This is a genomic window from Fulvivirga ulvae, from assembly GCF_021389975.1.
In the GTDB taxonomy this organism is placed as follows: Bacteria; Bacteroidota; Bacteroidia; order Cytophagales; family Cyclobacteriaceae; genus Fulvivirga; species Fulvivirga ulvae.
Window position 1 is genome coordinate 603,354 of sequence record NZ_CP089981.1, and the last position, 23,011, is coordinate 626,364.

Here is a 23,011-nt window from a genome sequence, read left to right on the forward strand (position 1 = left end):
GATTTTTATTTATGGCTTCTCAAGAATACGCAATTATAGTCGCCGGAGGAAAAGGCACAAGAATGAACAGTGCCACCCCAAAGCAATTTATGTTGCTGAACGGGACACCTATTCTGATGCACACACTCGAGGCATTTTTTAAATATTCGGATCATATCCAAATAATCTTAGTGCTTCCCTCTGCCGACATTTCCACATGGACAGACTTATGTATCAGGCATAATTTCAAAAGACAACTTCTAATAACCAGCGGTGGTGCATCAAGATTTGAATCTGTAAAGAATGGCCTGGCTCAGATAAAAGATGAAACAGGCCTTGTAGCGATACATGACGGTGTACGTCCGCTGATAAGTCCGGATATCATCGCTGCGTCGTTCAGGCTGGCTGCTGTTCATCAAAGTGCGATTGCTGCGGTAAGGCTGAAGGAGTCGATTCGAATCACAGATCAGGACACTACCAAGGCTGTAGACCGGGCCAATTACAGGCTAATACAAACTCCGCAGACATTTGCTGTAAAGCTTATCAAGCAGGCTTACATGATCAAAGAAGAGGCCAGCCTGACGGATGATGCCAGTGTAGCCGAGCGTGCAGGATATAAAATTTCCTTATTCGAAGGAAGCTATGAAAATATAAAAGTTACTACTCCCGAAGATATTGCGGTTGCAGAAGCTTTATTGAATTACAAAGAACACGGAAGCTGACTTTTACTGAGGTAAAAGCCAGCCAATTAATATCAAATACTAATAGAAGTCTATATCTATTAAAAATTAATACTCGTCTTCATTAAAAAAGAAATCCTCTTTGGTCGGATAATCCGGCCAGATCTCTTCAATGTTCTCATAAGGCTGACCATCATCCTCCAACTCCTGTAGATTCTCAACCACCTCTAATGGTGCTCCTGTTCTGATGGAATAGTCAATGAGTTCATCCTTGGTAGCAGGCCAAGGCGCGTCTTCTAAATACGATGCTAATTCTAGTGTCCAATACATAGATAAATCCTCCTATGATTTATGCTTCTGAAATTTCGTGCAAAAATAAAATTAAAAAGGTCAAATCAAATATTTTCTTGTTTTATTTATCTCACCCCTCAACTCAGAATGCTAATTATTAACTTACCGCTGAAACGTAATGCTTTTTCTAAAAGTTTACAAACCTTTATTTTTTTTCTTTTAAAATTTTTCTTTGTTAGGCTGCATTCTGGCTTAAAACGATAAATTTGTTATTGAACAGCTTTTTAAGAGTAGATAATATGAGTGACGAAAAAATAATCTTTTCAATGGCGGGGGTAAATAAAATTTACCCGCCTAATAAACATGTTTTGAAGGACATTTACCTTTCTTTCTTCTATGGAGCCAAGATTGGTGTGCTGGGTCTTAATGGCTCAGGCAAGTCCTCCCTGCTACGTATAATCGCAGGAGTAGATAAAGATTACAGAGGTGAAGTAGTATTTGATGGCAGCTATTCTGTAGGCCTTTTAGAGCAGGAACCTCAGCTTGATCCATCTAAAACGGTAAAGGAAGTAGTAGAGGAAGGAGTAAAAGAGACCGTTGCCCTGCTAAAGAAATTCGAAGAGATCAACGAAAAGTTTGCTGACCCTGCACTAATGGAAGACCCTGACGCCATGAACAAGCTTATTGAGCAGCAGGGAGAGGTACAGGAAAAACTCGATCAACTTAACGCCTGGGAACTGGACAGCAAGCTGGAAAGAGCAATGGATGCTCTGAGAACACCTCCTGCCGATGCAAAAATTGAGAACCTGTCCGGTGGTGAGAAAAGACGTGTGGCCTTATGCAGGTTATTGCTTCAGGAGCCCGACATCTTATTATTGGATGAGCCTACAAACCACCTCGATGCTGAATCGGTACACTGGCTGGAGCAACACCTCCAACGCTACGAAGGAACTGTAATAGCCGTAACCCACGACAGGTATTTCCTTGATAATGTTGCAGGGTGGATACTTGAGCTTGACCGCGGTGAAGGTATTCCTTGGAAGGGAAATTATTCTTCGTGGCTTGAGCAAAAGCAAAAACGCCTGAGCCAGGAGGAAAAATCCGAGTCCAAGCGTCAGAAAACCCTTGAACGAGAGCTTGAATGGGCAAGAATGTCACCCAAAGGCCGGCATGCTAAAGCAAAAGCGAGGTTAAATGCCTACGACAAGCTACTAAGTGAAGAGACAAAGGAGAAGGAAGCTAAGCTGGAACTCTTTATACCAGCCGGACCAAGGCTTGGAGACAAAGTAATCGAGGCGCATGGCGTAGCCAAAGGTTTTGGAGATAAACTACTGTATGAGAACCTGGAATTCTCTCTGCCTAAAGCAGGCATTGTTGGTATTATAGGACCAAATGGCGCCGGTAAAACTACCCTTTTCAAAATGATCACCGGGCAGGAAAAACCTGATGAAGGCACTTTTGAGGTGGGCCCAACAGTTGAAATTGCCTATGTAGACCAGGAACACCATAATCTGAAGCCTGAGCAAACCGTATGGGAAGCCATCAGTGGTGGTAATGAGGTAATCAACATGGGTGGTAAGCAAATCAACAGCCGCGCTTATGTAAGCAAGTTTAATTTCAGTGGCGGAGACCAGCAGAAGAAACTTAAGGAGCTGTCCGGCGGAATGCGAAACCGAGTGCATCTGGCTATCGCTCTGAAGCAAGGCGCAAACCTGCTACTGCTGGATGAGCCTACCAACGATCTGGATGTAAATACCTTAAGGGCCCTGGAAGAGGCGCTGGAGAACTTCGGTGGTTGTGCAGTTATCATTTCCCACGACAGGTGGTTCCTCGACAGGGTATGTACTCACATTCTTGCTTTCGAAGGAGACTCGCAGGTGGTATGGTATGACGGTAACTTTACCGAATATGAAGAAAACCGCAGACAGCGTCTTGGGGATGAAGGCCCTAAACGCATTAAGTACAAGAAATTGGTGAAATAAATCTCTTAATGGAAAGCCAGCAAATAAAAGGGAGAACATATACCTTGAAAGGTTCCTCTGTTAATTTGCTGGCTTTTCTTTTTCTCATCCCTGTTTTTCTGCTTTTTGTCCTACCCTACATCTTCCTTTACGGCTATCTGGAATTTCACAATGGCTTGAGGAGTTTCATTAGTATCTCATTTCTTATTACTCTTCCTTTAGGTATAGTTTTGCATGAATTACTCCATGGCGCCATTTGGGCATATTTTGCAAAAAATGGGTTTAAATCTATTGCTTTCGGTTTTAATCAAAAGGCTATGGCTCCCTATTGTCATTGTAAAGAACCTTTAAAAGTAAAGCATTATGCTTTGGGTGGTGCAGCTCCAGGATTACTCATGGGCATTATACCTGCCATAGTAGCTATAATTATTGCCAATGGCTGGCTGATTATATTTGGCATTTTCTTTACCTGGGCTGCATCGGGAGACATCCTGACACTTTGGATGCTGCGCAAACTCCGGAGGCATGAACTCGTCAGTGATCATCCTGAGGAGATCGGTTTCTACATACCGGGGGAGTGATATCAGAGAATTTCAGGTAAGGCTTCAAAACTTTATTTCAGAATTTTGTTAAATTAAGCATGAGATGCCGACTCAAAGCTTCATTACGGCCTTGTGGTATATCCCGGAGACTCTACAAGTTTATCCGGCATACTCTTGGATCTTGGAGATTTGAGCAGTTAAACCAAAACATTACATCATGAAAACACTATATATTGTCAGGCATGCCAAATCCAGCTGGGATTATCCCAACCTTTCTGATCAAGACCGGCCATTGAACAAACGAGGAGAAAGGGATGCTCCTAAAATGGGAGAAAGATTAAATAACAGGGGCATTTTTCCCGACCTTATGCTTTCAAGCCCTGCCAATCGTGCACTAACCACCTGCAAAACAATAGCCAGGGAACTGGATTACCCACTGGATGGAATCGAGATAAATGATCATCTCTATCACGCCAGCGAGGACTCTCTGCTCGATATCGTCAACAGTACCGACGACACATGGCTCTCCCTTATGATCTTCGGGCATAACCCGGGTTTTACAGATTTTGCCAATAGTCTCACGGATGAATACCTGGACAATATTCCGACCTGTGGGGTATTTGCCTGTACTTTTGAGGTTGACAGCTGGCAGGACGTGGATTTTGGTAATGGACGCTTATTGTTTTTTGATTACCCTAAAAAGAAGGTAACCTAAAAAAGGTTTTTCTTCATTACACCTTTCTCCAGAAAACGGATTCCAAAAAACAGCTTTGCATTTCCTGTTTGTCCATTCACGTCAATATTGTCCAGCCCATAACTTACTGACTGGCTTACCATACTGAAGCCACAAAAGAATTTCTCGCTGTTATAACCAACGGCCACTCTGGCACCTACAACAGGCCTGATCTTAACTGCTGAGTCGGTTCCTTCTGTGGTAGTTGATCGGGTCCAGATGTTCGCAGGCCCTGCGGAGAAGGAAAGATTAAGATAGAAATCCTTCAATATAAAGTTATAGGTATATCCCGGCAATATACCCAACGTGGTAAACTTACCTGCCTCCACATGACCTTTATCAGAATTTGCTGCCTCCCCCGACACCGGTATTAATGACGAATCAGCCCGAAATCTGAATACGCCGAATGTAGTCCCTAAAAGAAACGATCCTGCACTTTTCTTTTGCTTATCGGCCTGCATATATGACGAACGATAAGAAAACTTATCGTTATTGAACATATAAAATCCATTAAGCTGAAAATTCATCACTTCCAGGTCCTCTCTCTGAATAAAAGGATGGTCGCTTCTCCATTCAAGAAATCTGTCCTCCGGATTTTTGATATAAAAGCCTTCGTAGTTCTGGTATGCCACATCTGCACCCCAGCGCTTTGTATAAATATTGGTCTGGAAATCAAATGCACTGGTCTCACCATACTGCTGCTCGTCCTCATCACTGGAGGGTAACCTTAATGAGAGCTCAAGACCGAGGTTAAACATATATAGGCCCAGCCCCAGATAGGTGTTATTAATAGGCTCGTATTTAACGGATTGCTGATCTCCCACCTTATCATCTACCCTCAAGCTCATATTACGCACCGTGAGAATTGGCTTCAAATAAAACCGGTCGGGAAACTCCTGAATATAGGCCTCCCTGACCGCTGTTATACTATCTGTTTGCGCAAATGCTGCAACAAACAGACCGAAAGTAATAGTTGTTAAAAGAAGTAACTTCTTCAACTTAAAAGGTTGTATTTAAAGTATGTATTCACTTAAGTCTTTGTTTTTAACCAAACCAGATAATTTTTCTTTAACCATCTCCCTGGTCACTACTATTTTGGCGTTCGGGCCGATCTTATCGGGCACATCAAACAAAAATTCGTTAAGTAACTGGCTCATGACGGTATGTAACCTTCGTGCCCCTATATTCTCAACCTCGGTATTAATATGGAAGGCAGTTTCAGCTATTTCTTCCAACGCATCTGCCTGGAAAGAAAGTTCCACATCTTCTGATGCCAGCAACGCTTCATACTGTTTAGTCAGAGCATTCCTTGGTTCTTTAAGTATGTGATAAAAATCTTCCTTGGTCAGATTATCCAGCTCTACCCTGATCGGGAACCGGCCCTGTAGCTCCGGAATCAGATCAGACGGTTTGGCTATATGAAACGCTCCGGCAGCTATAAATAGTACGTGATCCGTCCTCATTATGCCGTATTTTGTATTTACCGTACTTCCTTCCACAACAGGCAACAGGTCACGCTGTACTCCTTCCCTGCTTACATCAGGGCCACCGCCCCCCTTCTTGGAAGCGCCACCGGCAATTTTATCTATCTCATCTATGAAAATAATCCCCGTGTTCTCCGCCTTTTTTATTGCCAGGTCTTTTACTTCATCCATATCGATGAGCTTCGAAGACTCTTCTTCCATCAATATTTTCCGTGCTTCTCCAATAGTAACCTTTCTTTTTTTATTTTTCTTGGGCATCATGCCACTGATCATTTCCTGCAGGTTGATCATCGAGGATTCATCCATCATACCACCACCTATCATGCCTACGCCTGCATTTGCAGGCTTTTGTACATTAATTTCAATTTTTCGGTCTTCCATTTCCCCGCTTCTGATCTTCTCCCGGAAGCGCTCACGGGTCTTTTCATTGAGCTCCTGCTCTGTCTGGGGTAGCTCTCCTGTAGGTGTGCTTGTAGAAGCCGGATTCTTTTGACTGAAACCGTTGCTCTTTAACGGAGGAATCAGTGCATCCAGAATTATATCCTCTACAATTTGTTCAGCTTTCATCTTTACTTCTTCCTTCTTCTCCTCTTTAACCAGGTTTACTGACTGTTCTACCAGGTCCCTGACCATACTTTCCACATCACGGCCAACATATCCTACCTCAGTAAATTTCGAAGCTTCCACTTTTGTGAACGGTGCATTGGCTATTTTAGCCAGTCTTCTGGCTATTTCTGTTTTCCCCACTCCGGTTGCACCGATCATTAAAATATTGTTGGGAACAATCTCGCCCTGCATATCCGTCTTTACATTCATCCTTCTCCAGCGGTTACGCAGTGCAATGGCTACATTGCGTTTAGCATCCTTCTGCCCAATGATGTATTTATCAAGTTCTTCTACTATCTGCTTTGGCGTAAAATATGTTTTCTGATCTATCATGATTTACAATTTTCCTTTTCTAAAAAATAAGTTTGTGTTGGCAGTAAGTGTAAAGTTATTGGATCCACCAGCCACATGATATCCTCCCCTGCTGTAGGCAAACTCAAAGGCTTTTATCCTAAACATCAGACCGAATGAGAATCCGGCTCCACCGGAAGTGTTTTCTAACTTTAACTCTTGCCTGATCAAATGGTTATATCCCATCCTTAAATTTACATTTTTTGTTAGCAGGAGCTCTGTCCCTATTACAATATGCCTGAATATTTTATCGAAGGCTCCCGGCTTGTCATCTGCCGGCATTTGAGCCGGGTCGTAGTAGCTGACATCTCTCTGATACAGGTTGTAGCCTGTAAATGAGAACCTGAAGGGCATGTGGCTAGGCTTAAAACTAGCACCAAACTGTACATCAAAAGGTAGTTTAGCTTCGTCAGTATCGGTGTATTGAGAAGTAACCAACCCAATATTTTTAAACACCAGCCCTGTAGTAAACTTTTGCGAAGGATGCTTAAAGACACCTCCGATATCCATGGCAAGGGCATTAGAAGTATATCCTGCAATAGACGAGTTGACGAATTTAAAGGTAGCGCCTACCGTAAAATGCGCTATACTATGGCTTCTCCCCAGGTAGACCACTGTCTCTCCGGATTCCACTTCTCCCAAATCAGCTCCGGTATTGTCAAAGCTTTCAATGGTGCCGTAGTCAAAATGATTGGCCCCAAAAAACCATTCCCCATACTTACCGAAGTCATGCTGATATACAAACGAAAAGCTATTGATATCGGCAAAGTAGGAAAGGTAGTTAAATGACAGATGGCCAGACAGAGTATCTGAAGTCAGGGCCGGGTTGCTATAGACCATATTAAGATCAACATCTGCCAGTGACACATTTACACCTCCAAGCCCGCTGGTTCTTGCCGAATAGGGAATATTTAAGAACTCATATGACCGTTGTCCGCCTACCTGTGCATGGCCAATGCTACAAATAGCTAACAGGCAAACAACGGCTATGATATCTTTCAGCATCAAATATTTCCGGCTCTAGTTATTGCTACTGACCGTTGTATCCGCAAAAGTAAATTTCATGGGGTTTTTCACTTTGTCTTTTAAAAGTGCCACTTTAAGTACTTCATCGACAGTATCAACGTAGTTTATATTCAAATCTTTTATATATCTTTCGTCAATTTCGCTAATATCTCGCTTATTTCTCTCAGAAAGTATAATTTCTTTAATTCCAGCCCTTTTTGCAGCAAGAATTTTCTCTTTAATTCCGCCTACCGGCAGTACTTTACCTCTCAGTGTAATCTCCCCGGTCATAGCCAGTTTCTCTCTTACCTTGCGCTGTGTGTAGATAGAAGCCAGTGAAGTGAACATGGTGATACCCGCAGAAGGGCCGTCTTTGGGAACAGCTCCGGCAGGAACATGTACGTGCAGGTCATACTGGTCAAAGGCGCGATGATCTATATTCAGCCTTTCAGCATTAGCTTTGAGATACGAAATCGCCGCCATGGCTGATTCCTTCATCACATCGCCCAACTGTCCGGATAACGTCAGCTTTCCTTTCCCTTTACTCAGACTCGATTCTATAAACAGTATCTCACCTCCTACCTGCGTCCAGGCAAGCCCGGTAACCACCCCGGCTATTTCATTGCCTTGATACAGCTCTTTATCGAAGATCTCGGCACCCATAATATTTACAACCTCATCAGCAGTAATTGTTTGGTTGAACTCCTCCTCCATGGCAATGGACTTGGCAACATGACGAATCACGGATCCAAGCTTTCGTTCAAGATTCCTCACACCGGACTCTCTGGTGTATCCGTCAATCACCTTTTCAATGGCCTTTTTATGAAAGGTTACATCAGCGCTTTTCAGTCCATGTTCTTTTTTCTGCTTGGGTATAAGGTGTTTTTTAGCAATTTCCACTTTCTCTTCCTGGGTATATCCTGATATTTCAATGATCTCCATTCTATCCCGTAATGCAGGATGGATGGTTTCCAATGAGTTGGCTGTTGCAATAAAAAGTACCTTCGACAAATCATATTCAAGTTCGAGGTAGTTATCTGCAAAGGTGCTGTTTTGCTCAGGATCAAGCACTTCAAGCAGAGCAGACGCAGGATCTCCACGGAAGTCAGAGCTAACCTTGTCAATTTCATCAAGTATAAATACCGGATTAGAAGACTTGGCTTTTTTGATGTTCTGGATCAGCTTACCGGGCAGCGCACCTACATAAGTCTTTCTGTGCCCTCTTATTTCTGCTTCATCATGGACACCCCCCAGTGACATTCTGACATACTTTCTTTTCAAAGCCTTGGCAATAGAACGCCCCAATGAAGTCTTACCTACTCCCGGAGGGCCATAAAGGCATAAGATGGGGCCCTTCATATCTTGTTTGAGCTTAAGGACGGCCAGGTACTCAATAATACGCTCCTTGACCTTTTCCATTCCAAAGTGATCTTTGTCCAGAATCTTCCTGGCTCTTTTCAGGTCGAAGTTATCCTTAGTATATTCATGCCAGGGCAGCTCCAATAGCAATTCCACATAGTTCATAGCTACGGGATACTCCGCTGCTGCAGGGTTCATTCTGAGGATTTTATCCAGCTCTTTGTTAAAATGCCTGGCTACTTCATCAGGCCAGTTTTTCTTTTCTCCCTTAATTCTCAGCTCCTCTACTTCCTGGTCCGGCCCGTCAAAGCCCAGCTCATCCTGCATGACCTTGATCTGCTGCCTGAGATAATAGTCTCTTTGCTGCTGATCTATATCAGTGTGTACTTTCTTTTGTATGTCATGCTTCAGTTCTAATAGCTGGATCTCCTTTAGCATGTATTCAAGCAGTAGTGTTGCCCGCCTGATGCCATCGTTGATTTCCAAAAGCCTTTGCTTATCGGCAACCTCTGCATTAAGGTTAGATGAAAGAAAATGGGTAAGAAACCCGAGATCCTGAATATTATCAAGGGCCATTTGCGCCTCCTGGGGTATTTCAGGGTTAAGTTTTAGTATTTTTGAAGCGGCATCCTTTAACGACTGAATGATGGCTTTGATTTCTTTTTTATTGCCCTTGGGAAAGTCACTCTTCAATAACTTCACCTTAGCAGTAATATACGGCTCTTCCTTAAGGATCGAATCAATTTCGAACCTGCTTTTCCCCTGGATGATAATTGTGGTGTTTCCATCGGGCAATACCAGCATTTTAATAATACGGGCAATTGTACCTACACTATAGATATCCTCTTTATTGGGATCTTCCGTTTGTACATTCTTCTGAGCAATTACACCTATGTAGCGGTCGCCCTGGTAGGCTTTCTTCACAAGTTTGATGGATTTCTGTCTACCTACAGTTATAGGTATTACAACTCCCGGAAACAAAACGGTATTTCTGATTGGTAATATAGGAACATCCTCAGGGATATCTTCCGGCGGATTCTCTCCCTCCTCCTCGGGATTAATCAGTTGAATAAGACCTTCGGAATCCTCCTGCACTAAATCAGACAAAAATAATTTATGAAACATATTTACGTTCTTATAGTCATAAAACATGTCAAACTGACACATTTATCGTTTAAATCGTTAACTTTTAGGTTGGTAGTATTAAGGGTCAATAGGTGTGCCAAACTCTTTTGGCTTACTTTTTGAAAAAAATACTTTTTTATAACATCTTTAATATCTGGCATACTGCACAGAAAAATGCATACTTGCAAAGAAAAACAGGAGGGCCTTGAAAACAACAATTAAATTGATTTTTTGCTTTTTCTTTGTCATTATACTGACTAATGAGGCAATAAGTCAGGAAAAAAGAAAGACCCGAAAGTCCGGCGGAGTCTTGGCTTTAAATGATTCTATTACCACTTTCAGCAATTCCGACCTGTTTAATTTTCCTAATATTAACAAAATACCATACTACTATAATGAAAGTAAGCTAAAGCAGATAAAAAAACTTGAGACTGAAAAGGGCTGGATAGCACTATACCCTATGCTGAGATCGTATGTGAAGAATTTCGGCATCATGAACTTTTATCGCGATACCTACTGGCTCTGGAGACTGGCCAAACTTACTGAGATTTATGGCGATTATGACGAAGCCAAACTGCTTTACAAGCTTGTGCTTAAGCATCACCGCTCTGATATTGACATACGAAAAATAGAGCTTCAATTTGACTCACTTACTATCAACGACAAGGATTATTATGTCCCTCTTGAATATTACTACGAACTGGTTGACTACAGGAAGGAAGTAGACACACTCCGCCCGCCCAGAAGTGTGCTTTTGAATATGGGAGAGCTGGTCAACTCCGAACTCTCTGACTATGCACCCACCTTAAGTGCTAATGATCAAACGCTGATCTTTACCTCTAAAAGGAACTCTCACCATCGCGGTATTGATCCCGTTTATGACGAAGACCTTTTCTTTACTGAATATTCTTTTGGCGGATGGAATAAAACAAAAGAATTTAAAGCATTGAATACTCAGTATAATGAGGGTTCTGCTACTCTTAGCAAAGACGGTAAAACACTATTCTTTGCGAGGTGTAATTCTCCGGACTCCTATGGTGATTGTGATATTTTTACTGCGGTGCTTCAGCAGGACAGTACCTGGGGCCAGGTGAAAAACCTTGGTGTAAATGTAAACAGCATAACCTGGGACTCTCACCCGTCATTATCGCATAATGAGGACACTCTATATTTTGCTTCGGACAGGATTGGAGGATTTGGACTTTCGGACCTTTATTATACCACTCGAAGCCAGGATGGCAACTGGTCTAAGGCCGTCAATATGGGGCCAATTATCAACACTCGGAATTCGGAAGTAAGCCCGTTTTATCACCATGTCCGAAATGTATTATATTTCAGCTCCAACGGCCAAAGCCTGAACTTCGGTGAGTTTGACATCTATAAATCATATTACATCGCAGGCAATTGGATAGAGCCAAAAAACATAGGCCCTCTGGTTAACGGGCCGGGTAGTGAGTTTTATTTCACTATCGACTCCAAGGCCGAGGATTTATATTATGCCCGGTCAGTCGAAAATAACATGGCCAATCTGGACCTATACTCATTTCCCGTACCTATGGAGGCCCAGCCCGGAGCTACCACCAAAGTAGAAGGTTCTTTGACTGATGAGGAAACCGGCAAGCCTTTTAAGGGAATTGTTTCTATCATTGACCTGGATAACGGCATTGAGGTAGCTCCGAAATTTCTGCGTCCCGATGGTTCATTCGAATTTGACCTCATTAACAATAACAACTACCTTCTCATTATTCAGGGTGAGGAGTTTTTCAGGATTGAAGAACTATTTTACCTGGATGGAGAAATGCAACTGCACAAAAAAACCTCTTCCATCTCCAGCAGGATGAAGTTTGAATCCCTTGAATTCGAGGAAGGTAAGGCAGCCCTGACTACGCCTATGTATGGCGACCTGGATAAAATGGCTGACTTCCTTTTAGATAACCCGAACTTCAACCTACGCATTTCAGGTCATACCGATTCCGATGGCAGGGAAGATTTTAATTTAAAGCTATCTCAAGACAGAGCGGATATCATCAAGGAGTACCTTGTTTTCTTCGGAGGTGTTGAAGATGCAAGGATCACTGCCAAGGGATACGGTAGTTCCAAGCCTATCGTAAAGGAAGTGACCGAGGAAGACAAAAAGCTCAATCGCCGCGTGGAGTTTGAGATCTACCGCGATAAGATGGATGAATAAAACTCTCAGGTGCAAAAAAAGCACCCCTACATTAATACATATTTTACCTGATCTTTTAGGAATTGGCAAACTTACCTGGCCTGTACACCAATCCCTGAAGCAAAATAGTCATAAGTCTTCTTCAAATCTGCGGTCTCATAAGGTTATATTCCACTATGGGTAAACTCATCGGACCCTGACAAGACAGATACCGAAGCACTAAAAACTTACCAATAAAAATGGGGACCTCAATCTGAGATCCCCATCCTTTATATTTATACTTCAAGTCCTGCTTAGTTCATTCCAAACAGGTTCTTGACAAATTCTATTTTGAATATATCATTGAAGATGATAAATACCATCAGCAGTAAAAGAAATGCCATTCCAATCTTTTGTGCATTTTCTAAAAATCTGTCAGATGGCTTTCTTCCTGATATTATTTCATAACTCAGGAACATGACATGTCCACCATCCAATGCAGGTATCGGTAGTAAGTTCATAAATGCAAGCACCATAGATAACAGGCCTGTCATCCTCCAGAAGCGCTCCCACTGCCAGTCTCCACCATAAGCCTGGGCTATACCAATAGGGCCTGCTAATGATTTACGCACTGACAATTCACCGCTAAACATTTTGCCAAAAGCTTTGATCTGTAGAAATACAATCCCAAAGGCTCTTTCCGTTCCTTTACCGATAGACTCTCCCAGTCCATATTCTATTTTGGCAAACATATCTTTTGGTGAAGTAAACCCGATTCCGATGATGGTATCATTTCTGAAATCGCGTTTGTAGCTCAACAACTCGCCGTTTCTTTCGATAGTCAGTGAAATAGTATCTTCCTTATAGCCTTTCACCACCTCAGACATGTCTCTCGGATTTTCTATTTTTCTGCCCGAGATCTCCACGATCCTGTCATATTCCTGTAGCCCTATTTCGTCGGCAATTGATCCCTTCTGTACTTCCCCAACCAGTGCAGGTACATTGGGCATAATGAACTTTCCGGCTGCTTCCTTATCATTCATTTTTTCTATGAAGTTACCGGGAATCTGAATATCAACAAGCTCACCATTTCTCTCAACCGTATAGTAGGATCCGCTACCCATAAATACACTGGGGTTAACGGTTTCAGAAAAATCTTCGAATTCTTTCCCGTTAATTTTCACGATCTTATCACCTGTTTGAAGGCCCAGCTCCTCACCTACTTCTAGTGCCACTATGCCCCCGTGTTCATTGACAGCATCGTTGGAAATAAAGGTATCTCCATAAATATATGTAAGGCAGATAAAAATAATTATACCGGTGATGACATTGACGATGATACCTCCGAGCATAACTATCAACCTTTGCCAGGCCGGCTTTGACCGGAATTCGTAAGGCTGAGGTGGCTGTTTCATGGCCTCGGTATCCATGGATTCATCTATCATTCCGGAAATTTTCACAAATCCACCCAGCGGTATAGCACTAAGCGCATACTCCGTTTCTCCATATTTAAAACTGAAAATTTTAGGAGGAAACCCTATAGAGAACTGTTCCACCCTCATTCCAAACGCCTTTGCGGCGAGCAGGTGTCCCATCTCATGAAGCCCTACTAAAATTGATAAGCTCAGAATTATCTGAGCGGTCATTACTAATCCTTCCATTAATCTATAAGTTCTAAAGCTCTGATTCTTGTTTCTTTATCTGTGTTTACGTAATCCTCGTATGTAGGAGCATTTATAAAAGCAATTTTTTCCATACAATGTTCCACTATGTCGGACATTTCAAGAAAACCAACCTTGTCTTTTAAAAATTCCGCTACCACTATTTCGTTAGCAGCATTGAGTACGCATGGCATGTTACCGCCTTTGTCCAAAGCTTCAAACGCTAGTGCAAGATTACGAAAAGTTTTCTTATCAGGTTGTTCAAATGTGAGGGCCGGGTAATTTACGAAGTTAAAACGCTGGAAATCAGACTTCAATCGCTGTGGGTAAGCCATAGCATATTGGATAGGCAACTTCATATCAGGCAAGCCCATTTGAGCCTTGATGGAGCCATCTTCAAACTGCACCATGGAGTGAATAATGGACTGCGGATGCACGACAACATCAACCTGCTCCGGTTTAAGTCCGAAAAGCCATTTGGCTTCGATCACCTCAAGCCCCTTATTCATGAGGGTGGCTGAGTCTATCGTAATCTTTGCACCCATATCCCAATTAGGATGTTTTAGTGCCTGTGCTTTTGTAACCTTCTCCAATTGCTCTTTCGACATGCCGCGGAATGGTCCACCTGAGGCCGTAAGGATGATCTTCTCAATCGGATTGTGAAACTCGCCCACTATGCATTGAAAGATCGCTGAGTGCTCAGAGTCGACCGGGTAGATATTTACTCCCTTTTCCCGGGCCATACCAGTGATCAGCTCTCCTGCTACTACCAGTGTTTCTTTATTGGCCAGTGCAATATTTTTTCCCGCTTCTATAGCTCTTATAGTAGGTTTTAAGCCACTATAACCTACTAATGCCGTCAATACCAGGTCAATGGTATCCATTTCGACTACAGAAGCCAGAGCATTCTCTCCTGCATAGACCTTGATGTCGTGCTTATCCAATGCATCGACTACTTTATCATAGTGCTTGTCGTTACCTATTACCACCACATTGGGTTTGTATTTCAGGGCCTGTGATATTAACAGGTCACAATTATTTTGTGCTGTCAGCACTTCAATCTGAAAGTGGTCCGGGTTAGCATCTACTACTTCCAACGCCTGCGTTCCTATTGAACCTGTTGAGCCAAGTATGGCTATATTCTTTTTAATAATTTCCGTCAACGTTTATTTATTCAGTTGATTTTTATAATCAATAATGGACTTCCAGCCTTCGACTTTATCCATATCTACTTTATTTTCTTTAATGAATTCTTTGAGGTCATAATAGGCATCAGGGAACAGCATACCCAAATCTTCTTCAAGAATATTTTTGTACTTCACCTTTTCCTTTTCGGTTTTGCTCTCGCTGTACTTTACATTTTCATCGTACTTATCCGAACCCAATGCAATTCCCTTATCAAATATAAAAGACCAAAAATCTTTGACACGTCCCTTTAGTACTGGAAAAACCTCACCTCCAGTGGCCAGGTAAATCGTCCGATAAACGTCTTCTTGCTTTGTGTCATGAGTATAGCCCAATACAGGATCGTTAACAAAATCATCTTCCTTATACCTAAAATCATGTCTGGACAACAACACGTCCTTTCCATTTTGGTAAATAACCTCAAAAAAGGACGGTTTGTACCTACCATCTTCATTAAAATCGTAGGGTAAAGAGTAAAATAATGCTTTTTGATCACCTTCATTAAGCTCAAAGTATAATACCTTATTGGGGTTAAATATTTCCCCCGGCTCATCTTCTGATTGCCTTACCTTCAATACATCGGAGACAAAATTAAAATTTATCTCACCTTCAATTGTCTGCCCCTCTTCGAGCTTTATCACTCCCTTCCTCCAAATACTTTCTTCTGTATTGAAACTTTTGTGCTGCCCAAAAACGCAGGAACATAATAGAAAAAATATAAGGATTAAGGATACACGTGCCATTGATCTTAAGCTTTGTATTTCATCAACTCATCGGCAATTTTCCTGTCGTTGGACAGTCTGGGCACCTTGTTTTGCCCGCCGAGCTTACCTTGTGATTTCATATACTCTATAAAGGAGTTTCTTTTCAACTGAATGATCTTCAGGCTTCTGAGTATGTTGCCTGTCTGAAGGTCATCATAATAAGAATTTAATTTTTGAAGCTGCAAATTTAACTCTTTTTCGAAGGCTGCCAAATCAGATGGTGAATTAGAGAACTCTACGTACCATTCGTGCAAAGGTAATCCCTCGTCCGGAGTTACCTGTGGGGCTACTGTAAACTCCACAATTTCAGTTTCGGAAAACTTTGCAATAGTATGTTTCATGGCTTTTTCAACCTCCTCACCTATTACGTGCTCCCCAAAAGCCGAAATAAAATGCTTGATCCGGCCTGTTACCAGCAATCTGTGCGGGTTGGTAGACACAAATTTTACGGTGTCGCCTATGGAGTACCCCCAAAGGCCGGCGTTGCTGTTGATGATCACGGCATAATTTACTCCTGTTTTTACTTCCTCTATCGACAGGCGGGTAGGGTTTTCATTGAAATATTCATCGGCCGGGATGAATTCGAAGAAGATGCCTGAGTTTGAAAGCAGCAGCAGTCCTTCTTCTTTTTGCGAATCCTGATAGGCAATAAAACCTTCGGAGGCTGGGTATGTTTCTACTGAGTCCACCTTGCGACCAATGGAATCAAAAAGCTTGGCCCGGTAAGGTTCAAAGTTGACCCCTCCGTAAACGAAAAGATCGAAATTCGGGAATACATCTTTTATTTTCTTCCCTGTCCTTGCCTGAATCCGGTCGAAGTACATCTGCACCCAGGGTGGAATGCCCGAGATCAGCGTCATATCCTGATTTATGGTTTCATCAATGATCTTTTCCAGCTTTTGTTCCCAGTCTTCAATACAATTGGTTTCATAACTGGGCAGTTGATTTGTTCTTAGGTAACCTGGCACGTGGTGATTCACTATCCCTGAAAGCCTGCCTGTATTGACACCTGCTTTTTGGCCTAACTCCGGGCTACCGGAAAGAAAGATGAGCTTACCATCCAGGAACCTGGACTTACCGGTTTCATGCACATAACTAAGCAGTGCATTTCTGGCACTGTTAATATGGTTGGGAAGGGATTCTTTAGTAATCGGAATATATTTAACACCTGACGTGGTGCCGGAGGTCTTTGAAAAGTATTCGGGTTTGCCGGGCCATAGTACATCTGCTTTGCCATCAAGTATCTGTTTCACATAAGGTGACAGTTCTTCATAATCACGGATGGGTACCCGCTTTTTATAATCATCGTGACTGTTTATTTCTCCGAAGGCATGATCCTTACCGAATACTGTGCCGGTGGCTTTGCCTATTATTTCGTTGAAAATTTTTGCCTGATATTTTCCTGGTTCTGCCGACCATTTCTTTTGCTGACCGACGATATATGAAGCGAATGGCTTACTTAATATTGACCTGAATCCCATACTCACAAATATACATAACTCACCCTATTGAACTAACTTCTTTTTTAGTCGTGTTCCTTTGATAATTATTTGTCATTTTAATAGTTATTATAATTGGCAAAAACTTACAACCCCTGAAAATTTGTCTCGTTTTAAAAGGGCAGCATAGTTTTTGTAAAGGATATAAAAAAATATATATGATGCGTAAAACTATTTATGTAATAGCAGTAAGCTTTATAGCTGGTTTGGGCGGGTCTTTTACTTATGATCAGCTTAAAACCGGGCAAAACCAGGATCTAACACCTCCATCTCATGCCGTACACCTGGCCAGCAATACCAGCGACAGCAATGCAACCATGTACAGCGGTATCTCCACCAGGACTGAGCTTCCGGAAAGTGACTTCGTAGAAGCTTCCAGGACCAGTACCGAGAGTGTGGTTTATATTAAAAATATTTCCGAAACCAGTTATAGCCGCAGTTACATGGACTGGTTTTTTGACAGAAATCCGGGCACTCATACGCAGATCAGCAGTGGTTCGGGAGTTATATTTACTGCAGACGGTTACATTGTCACCAATAACCATGTGGTGCAAAATGCTGACCGGCTGGAAGTAGTCTACCATAAGCGCATATATGATGCAGAGCTTATAGGTACTGACCCTTCCACTGACCTGGCGGTATTGAAGATTGATGCCCAAAACTTACCGGCTATACCAACAGGAAGCTCCAAAAACCTGAATGTCGGTGAATGGGTAATTGCTGTTGGAAATCCCTTCAATCTCACCTCTACGGTTACTGCGGGTATCGTGAGTGCCAAGGGCCGCGAGATCAATATATTGCAGGGAAAATTTCCTATAGAATCTTTTATACAAACCGATGCCGCAATTAATCCGGGCAACAGTGGTGGTGCGCTGGTTAACCGACAGGGCCAGCTTGTAGGCATAAATACTGCTATACTTTCACGTACCGGTTCGTATGCCGGTTATGGTTTTGCTGTACCTATTGATATAGTAAAGAAGATTGTGGGCGACCTCATTGAATACGGCGAAGTGCAAAAGGCCTTTTTTGGAGGTGAAGCTACTGATTTTGATGCGGCTATTGCAAAAAGGCTTGACATTGCAGTAAACAGGGAATTCAACGGCGTACTGCTGGCTTATGTCCAAAATGAAGGTGCAGCAGCAAAAGCAGGGTTAAAAGAAGGTGATATTATCTTAAAGATCAATGACACACCTGTAAACAGCAAAAGTCAGTTTGAAGAAGAGCTTAGCTATCACTCTCCGGGGGATAAGGTAACCTTTACTTACAAAAGGGGTGATAATACCCGGCAGGCAAACCTGACACTCACCAACCGTGAAGGAACCACCTCCGTACTTAAGCGTGAAATATATACATCAGAGTCGCTGGGTGCGCAGTTTGAGGCGGTACCTAAAGTAGAGCGGGATATTATCGGTATTGACTACGGCGTCAAGGTATTTAATATAGGCAATGGCCTGGTGAGGCGAATAGGTATCACTGAGGATTTCATTATTACCGATATTAACAGGAATCCTATTAAGTCGCCGCAAAGGCTGGTTGAGATCCTCGAAAAAATCCGTGGAAGAGTAATTATAGAAGGGGTAAACAGCCAGGGACGCAGAGGGTATTATTCGTTTGAGCTTAGGTAGTGTAACCTCATAAATTTTAAAGTGGCTGCTGTATCAACCATCTCTGTTTGTTATGTGGAATTTGATGCAGCCATTTTACATTAATATATTTAACCAATTCCCTATGACTGCTTTTGAACCGGAAATCTTCAGAACTGAGATCATTGTAAAGGAAGATGATATCGATGATCTGAAGCATGTTAATAATGTAACTTACCTGGAATGGGTCCAGCATCTTGCTCACCGGCATTGGCAGGCACGGGCCACTCCGGAACTAATGCGATACAAATGGGTAGCGCTGAACCACTTCATCGAATATAAACGCCCGGCATTTATTGGTGATAAGATAGAGGCAACTACCTTCATAGGGAAAACTGAGGGTGTAAGGTGTGAGCGATTTGCGGAGTTTTATAAGGACGGCCAGCTTCTGGCAAAGTCCCGCTCGGAATGGTGCATGGTGGAAGGTGAATCTCTGAAACCTGTAAGGGTGCCCGCTGAGATGTACAAGCTGTTTTCTGAGTAGCCTCGTGAGGCAAGATGCCTCACGGGCTTATCAAAATATCAGTTTCTCTGGTATTCAACTGCACCTATATCAATACTCTGACCGGCTTTCCGGTTGTTCAGCATATAATCAGCCAAGACGTTGGGGTCGCTGACGGTAATTCCGGCATCGATCAGCGAGCTGTTGTCCGTAGGCGAAAAGTCATACTGATCAGGGTTTGCGAGGTCGGCTTCGGTTATATCCATCAGCTCAAGGTTATTGTCTATATTCAGGCTTATTTCGTCATTTAGCTTATTGTGAAGCCCACCTGTGATATTGACCAGTAAATTATTATTGAATACATTGTTTATGCTCAGCTTCGAATTCATGTAGATGGCATACTCGCCTACGTTATACATGGTATTGTTGACCACCACATAACTTTTACCAGCCGGAGGTTCTCTGTCTCCGATGTGTACTCCATCTCTGGCACAATCCACAATTACATTGCTAAATACCTTATTGGCAAAACCATTGATAAATATGGCACTTCCTGTACCTCCTTTGATCAGGTTGCTAAATATACTGCCGGTAGTACCAGGATTGATCTGGATCCCGGATTGATGCACCTGGATATTTTTGAGTCCGTAGTTTATCACTACGTTGTTATAAATCTCACACCCGAGCACTGCTCCACCAACCTGAATACCATCCTGCCCAACATTTTCAACAATGTTATTATAAACCTTGACACCTTCAAGCTGAGGCTCAAGCAAAACAAGGCTCGGGCAGTCTGCTATCGGAGGGAAATTGGTATGCCAGTGTGAGCCTCCTATGTAGAATCCCTCTCCCTCAACGTCGTGAATATAGTTATGATGTACGACGGTATTTTTTTGAGTGAAGGTGCCCCGGTTGGTGCTTCCATCACATACCGGCCTGGTTCGTGCTGAAATTGCCGGACCGGCTACATTAGTGATCTCAACGTGGTCTATTTCGAAATTAGTGGCCGCCAGTTCGGCTACAATGCCAAATGGGCTTCCCTGGGAAACTTTTATTCCATAGTCATCAGTAGACCCGGTGCCGGTCAAACGCACGTGACTCAGAGTATGCAATTTTATTGCAGGTACATTATCCGCTATATCTACCTGTCCATCGCAATTTGTTATGATGTACGGTTTGTCAGCAGTACCATAAAAATTTCTGAAGATCAGCGAGTTTCGTCTGCCAGCGCGGATACCAATTACAGCACCCTGGGGCAGCTTCAGGTCATTGTTATCAATTATCTGCATGTCAGCTTCCACAATAAAGTCGCAGTCAGCACATGCCTTGGACGAATATTGGCAGGAATTGTTATCGAAAGAAAATCCAGCAGATTTATTGGAAGCCAGAACATCTGTACAGTTGGCCAAAACACCGGTTTTAGGCAGCAACTCGTAACGCGTGACATCAACATTTTCATCTGAACCACAAGCCGTGATGATGATAAGTAAAGTAAGTAGCGGGACAATGTTTTTCATTAGATTTTGTTGGTTTCGCCTGTATCTCTTTTATTTTCCGTTTTCTCTTACCCTTTGATTTGGGGAGCAAAGGCTTTAATTCAATTTTAATTCTGTAATCCTGATTTTCTACCCGGGATAACTAACGGATCAGCTAAAGAATATTTTATGAATTCCGACTAAGATTGAAACAATAATACAATTTATAACAAATTTCGTAAATTATAATATTTTTTAAGTACAACTTTGGCAATATTCTAGTTATTTTAAAATAGTAAGCTGCTATTAACCTCAGTACAAAAACAGGTACTTCATACATCGACTAACAGCAGCACTTACTACTTTCTGAATTACAACGTTTTAATCTACCTGTTTCTCAAACGCACCTATATCTACCTGCTCTCCTGATTTCCTGAGTTGAAACAAGTAATCGCTGGTGATGTTGATATTGTCTATTTGCTCCATACCTAAGCCGCCATCAAATATTGGGCTACCTTCTACCGGCGAAAAATCAAGATTTTGAGGATTTTCAAATACAGCCTCTTCTATACCATTACCTAAAAAGTTGTTGCTTACATCAAAATCCATGTTATTATCGAATTTATAAATGTCTCCGGAGGTATTGATGAGTACATTATTGTAGAACACATTATCCACGCTGAGCTTTGAGTTCATCTTAACACCGTAACCGTCTATATTTACAAGGGTATTGTTTACAATCCGATAACTCATACCTGCCGGTGGATTTCTGTCACCGATTTGTATGGCATCTTTGGAGCAATCTAAAATAAGGTTATTATAAACCTGGTTATCATATCCATTGATAAAAATAGCCCTGCCAGTGCCTCCTTTGATAAAATTATTGTACACTTCCCCTGTCGTACCCGGGTTTATCTGGATTCCTGACTGGTGAATTGTAATGTTTTGCAAGCCATAGTTTATGATTTGATTGTTGTAAATCTGACAGTCTTTGGTGGCACTTCCGACCTGAATACCGTCTCGGCCGGTATTTTCCACACGGTTGTTATAGATGCGGACTCCTTCGAGCTCAGGCTCATATAAAATTTTTCCGGAACACTCACTTATGGCAGGGAAACTGGTATGCCAGTGAGACCCTCCTATATACATGGCTTCGTCTGCCACATCATGAATGTAGTTATGATGAATAATTGTATTCCGCTGTATGAAAGTACCTCTGTTTGTGCTGCCATCGCATACCGGCCTGGTACGGGCAGCGATGCCGGCACTCCTGGTACCTTTTACCTCAAGGTGATCAATCTCAAAATCAGTGGTGCCCAGCTCGGCAACCACGCCAAAAGGTCTTGTGCCAGCCACCACGATCCCATAATCATCGGTAGAGCCTGTACCGGTGAGCCGGATATGGCTGCTGTTATGAAGTTTTATCCCTGGCAGATCTCCGGTGATCTTAACAGGCCCGTCGCAATTAATAAAGATAAATGGCTGATCAGCAGTGCCATGAAAATTTCTGAAGATGACAGGTTCACGGCCGCCGCTTTTTATACCAATAGTAGATCCCGGAGGTAAGCCGATCCAGGCATTGTCAATTACCTTATCGCCAGCCCGAACCACATAGTCGCAATCAGCACACGAAGTGGGTGTGTACTGGCACGTGTTGTTGTCATAGGAGGCCCCACCTGAATTAATAGCCCGAGAATCGGTACAACCTGCTACTTCCCCAGCCTGGAAGACCGCTGCCTCCTCAGGTGCATTTTCGCCAGCCAGGGATGAGTCTGCCAGAAGTTCATCTTCCGTACAGCCAATAAAAACAATAATGATGAAACAAAACATAAAAAGCCGGGTTAACCATGACTTAGTCATGGAAACAAAAAAATCAGACATGTTTTAAAAATAATTTAGTTTAAAAAATAATTTGCTCGCCCTACTTCCCTTCTCAATTGATCTAAAGAGGACATAAAAAATTCTACAGTATCCCAAACATTGAGCGGTAACAGTAAGTGCGGAGTAAGTGTCGGGTTATCGATTAACAGAAGATATAACAGAGGAATTGTTTGCTGCATCGACGGATGGATGAACAAGG

Annotated in this window: 18 protein-coding genes; 7 read left to right on the plus strand and 11 right to left on the minus strand. The window is 42.5% G+C overall.

The features are described from left to right. Window positions 1–11 precede the first annotated feature (11 nt). Window positions 12–701 carry a 2-C-methyl-D-erythritol 4-phosphate cytidylyltransferase gene (locus LVD17_RS02585; protein WP_233764573.1) on the plus strand — a complete coding sequence of 230 codons (690 nt, stop codon included), beginning with the start codon at window positions 12–14 and terminating at the stop codon, window positions 699–701. A gap of 66 nt (window positions 702–767) precedes the next feature. Here LVD17_RS02585 and LVD17_RS02590 read toward each other — a convergent pair whose 3' ends face one another. Next, entirely contained in the window at window positions 768–989 is a 222-nt protein-coding gene (locus LVD17_RS02590) for a DUF2795 domain-containing protein (RefSeq protein WP_009578808.1), read from the minus strand. 260 nt (window positions 990–1,249) lie between these two features. Here LVD17_RS02590 and ettA point away from each other — a divergent pair, with 260 nt between their 5' ends. The 3 genes from ettA to LVD17_RS02605 all read left to right on the plus strand — a co-directional run bounded on the left by ettA (window position 1,250) and on the right by LVD17_RS02605 (window position 4,168). Further along, window positions 1,250–2,932, plus strand: coding sequence for an energy-dependent translational throttle protein EttA (ettA, locus tag LVD17_RS02595; protein WP_233764574.1), 1,683 nt, complete (start codon window positions 1,250–1,252; stop codon window positions 2,930–2,932). An 8-nt stretch (window positions 2,933–2,940) separates the two neighbouring features. After that, on the plus strand, window positions 2,941–3,492 hold the full coding sequence (locus tag LVD17_RS02600) for a DUF3267 domain-containing protein (protein ID WP_233764575.1): 552 nt from the start codon (window positions 2,941–2,943) through the stop codon (window positions 3,490–3,492). A 178-nt stretch (window positions 3,493–3,670) separates the two neighbouring features. Next, complete coding sequence (locus LVD17_RS02605) at window positions 3,671–4,168, plus strand: SixA phosphatase family protein (protein WP_233764576.1); 498 nt, start codon at window positions 3,671–3,673, stop codon at window positions 4,166–4,168. On the opposite strand, the gene LVD17_RS02610 is transcribed toward LVD17_RS02605, so the two are convergent. From LVD17_RS02610 to lon, 4 genes are read right to left on the minus strand one after another with little or no spacing between them, the layout of a single operon-like run. After that, window positions 4,165–5,184: a DUF4421 family protein gene (locus tag LVD17_RS02610; protein WP_233764577.1), complete on the minus strand. Its 1,020-nt coding sequence runs from the start codon at window positions 5,182–5,184 to the stop codon at window positions 4,165–4,167. The genes LVD17_RS02605 and LVD17_RS02610 overlap by 4 nt on opposite strands. A 15-nt stretch (window positions 5,185–5,199) precedes the next feature. After that, window positions 5,200–6,609: an ATP-dependent protease ATPase subunit HslU gene (hslU, locus tag LVD17_RS02615; RefSeq protein ID WP_233764578.1), complete on the minus strand. Its 1,410-nt coding sequence runs from the start codon at window positions 6,607–6,609 to the stop codon at window positions 5,200–5,202. A gap of 3 nt (window positions 6,610–6,612) precedes the next feature. Continuing rightward, window positions 6,613–7,632 (minus strand): type IX secretion system protein PorQ, encoded by a 1,020-nt coding sequence (gene porQ, locus LVD17_RS02620; RefSeq protein ID WP_233764580.1) that lies wholly within the window; start codon window positions 7,630–7,632, stop codon window positions 6,613–6,615. Window positions 7,633–7,647: 15 nt separating this feature from the next. Beyond that, window positions 7,648–10,116 carry an endopeptidase La gene (gene lon, locus LVD17_RS02625; protein ID WP_233764581.1) on the minus strand — a complete coding sequence of 823 codons (2,469 nt, stop codon included), beginning with the start codon at window positions 10,114–10,116 and terminating at the stop codon, window positions 7,648–7,650. 205 nt (window positions 10,117–10,321) lie between these two features. Between lon and LVD17_RS02630 the strand changes: the two genes are divergently transcribed. Beyond that, a complete protein-coding gene (locus LVD17_RS02630; protein WP_233764582.1) occupies window positions 10,322–12,304 on the plus strand; it encodes an OmpA family protein in 1,983 nt (660 codons plus the stop codon). Window positions 12,305–12,576: 272 nt separating this feature from the next. Here the strand turns inward: LVD17_RS02630 and rseP are convergent, their stop codons facing one another. The 4 genes from rseP to LVD17_RS02650 are packed head-to-tail and all read right to left on the minus strand — an operon-like array spanning window position 12,577 to window position 17,353. Next, window positions 12,577–13,923, minus strand: coding sequence for an RIP metalloprotease RseP (gene rseP / locus LVD17_RS02635; protein ID WP_233764583.1), 1,347 nt, complete (start codon window positions 13,921–13,923; stop codon window positions 12,577–12,579). Then, entirely contained in the window at window positions 13,923–15,086 is a 1,164-nt protein-coding gene (locus LVD17_RS02640) for a 1-deoxy-D-xylulose-5-phosphate reductoisomerase (RefSeq protein ID WP_233764584.1), read from the minus strand. Before LVD17_RS02640 ends, rseP begins: the two co-directional genes overlap by 1 nt. 3 nt (window positions 15,087–15,089) lie before the next feature. Then, window positions 15,090–15,851: a hypothetical protein gene (locus LVD17_RS02645; protein ID WP_233764585.1), complete on the minus strand. Its 762-nt coding sequence runs from the start codon at window positions 15,849–15,851 to the stop codon at window positions 15,090–15,092. 5 nt (window positions 15,852–15,856) lie between these two features. Beyond that, window positions 15,857–17,353, minus strand: coding sequence for a GH3 auxin-responsive promoter family protein (locus LVD17_RS02650; RefSeq protein WP_233764586.1), 1,497 nt, complete (start codon window positions 17,351–17,353; stop codon window positions 15,857–15,859). Between the two features lie 176 nt (window positions 17,354–17,529). Here LVD17_RS02650 and LVD17_RS02655 point away from each other — a divergent pair, with 176 nt between their 5' ends. Beyond that, window positions 17,530–18,996: a S1C family serine protease gene (locus LVD17_RS02655; protein ID WP_306415977.1), complete on the plus strand. Its 1,467-nt coding sequence runs from the start codon at window positions 17,530–17,532 to the stop codon at window positions 18,994–18,996. Between the two features lie 103 nt (window positions 18,997–19,099). Further along, complete coding sequence (locus LVD17_RS02660; protein ID WP_233764587.1) at window positions 19,100–19,498, plus strand: acyl-CoA thioesterase; 399 nt, start codon at window positions 19,100–19,102, stop codon at window positions 19,496–19,498. Between the two features lie 38 nt (window positions 19,499–19,536). On the opposite strand, the gene LVD17_RS02665 is transcribed toward LVD17_RS02660, so the two are convergent. Both LVD17_RS02665 and LVD17_RS02670 read right to left on the minus strand, forming a co-directional pair. After that, a complete protein-coding gene (locus LVD17_RS02665) occupies window positions 19,537–20,973 on the minus strand; it encodes a right-handed parallel beta-helix repeat-containing protein (protein WP_233764589.1) in 1,437 nt (478 codons plus the stop codon). 339 nt (window positions 20,974–21,312) lie between these two features. Next, window positions 21,313–22,761 carry a right-handed parallel beta-helix repeat-containing protein gene (locus LVD17_RS02670; RefSeq protein ID WP_233764591.1) on the minus strand — a complete coding sequence of 483 codons (1,449 nt, stop codon included), beginning with the start codon at window positions 22,759–22,761 and terminating at the stop codon, window positions 21,313–21,315. Window positions 22,762–23,011 lie beyond the last annotated feature (250 nt).

What these genes read in the sequence shown, in the direction of transcription:
- LVD17_RS02585 (WP_233764573.1), top strand. Translation starts at nt 12, where the DNA reads ATGGCTTCTCAAGAATACGCAATTATAGTCGCCGGAGGAAAAGGCACA.
- LVD17_RS02590 (WP_009578808.1), bottom strand. Translation starts at nt 989, where the DNA reads ATGTATTGGACACTAGAATTAGCATCGTATTTAGAAGACGCGCCTTGG.
- ettA (WP_233764574.1), top strand. Translation starts at nt 1,250, where the DNA reads ATGAGTGACGAAAAAATAATCTTTTCAATGGCGGGGGTAAATAAAATT.
- LVD17_RS02600 (WP_233764575.1), top strand. Translation starts at nt 2,941, where the DNA reads ATGGAAAGCCAGCAAATAAAAGGGAGAACATATACCTTGAAAGGTTCC.
- LVD17_RS02605 (WP_233764576.1), top strand. Translation starts at nt 3,671, where the DNA reads ATGAAAACACTATATATTGTCAGGCATGCCAAATCCAGCTGGGATTAT.
- hslU (WP_233764578.1), bottom strand. Translation starts at nt 6,609, where the DNA reads ATGATAGATCAGAAAACATATTTTACGCCAAAGCAGATAGTAGAAGAA.
- porQ (WP_233764580.1), bottom strand. Translation starts at nt 7,632, where the DNA reads ATGCTGAAAGATATCATAGCCGTTGTTTGCCTGTTAGCTATTTGTAGC.
- lon (WP_233764581.1), bottom strand. Translation starts at nt 10,116, where the DNA reads ATGTTTCATAAATTATTTTTGTCTGATTTAGTGCAGGAGGATTCCGAA.
- rseP (WP_233764583.1), bottom strand. Translation starts at nt 13,923, where the DNA reads ATGGAAGGATTAGTAATGACCGCTCAGATAATTCTGAGCTTATCAATT.
- LVD17_RS02645 (WP_233764585.1), bottom strand. Translation starts at nt 15,851, where the DNA reads ATGGCACGTGTATCCTTAATCCTTATATTTTTTCTATTATGTTCCTGC.
- LVD17_RS02650 (WP_233764586.1), bottom strand. Translation starts at nt 17,353, where the DNA reads ATGGGATTCAGGTCAATATTAAGTAAGCCATTCGCTTCATATATCGTC.
- LVD17_RS02655 (WP_306415977.1), top strand. Translation starts at nt 17,530, where the DNA reads ATGATGCGTAAAACTATTTATGTAATAGCAGTAAGCTTTATAGCTGGT.
- LVD17_RS02660 (WP_233764587.1), top strand. Translation starts at nt 19,100, where the DNA reads ATGACTGCTTTTGAACCGGAAATCTTCAGAACTGAGATCATTGTAAAG.
- LVD17_RS02665 (WP_233764589.1), bottom strand. Translation starts at nt 20,973, where the DNA reads ATGAAAAACATTGTCCCGCTACTTACTTTACTTATCATCATCACGGCT.
- LVD17_RS02670 (WP_233764591.1), bottom strand. Translation starts at nt 22,761, where the DNA reads ATGTTTTGTTTCATCATTATTGTTTTTATTGGCTGTACGGAAGATGAA.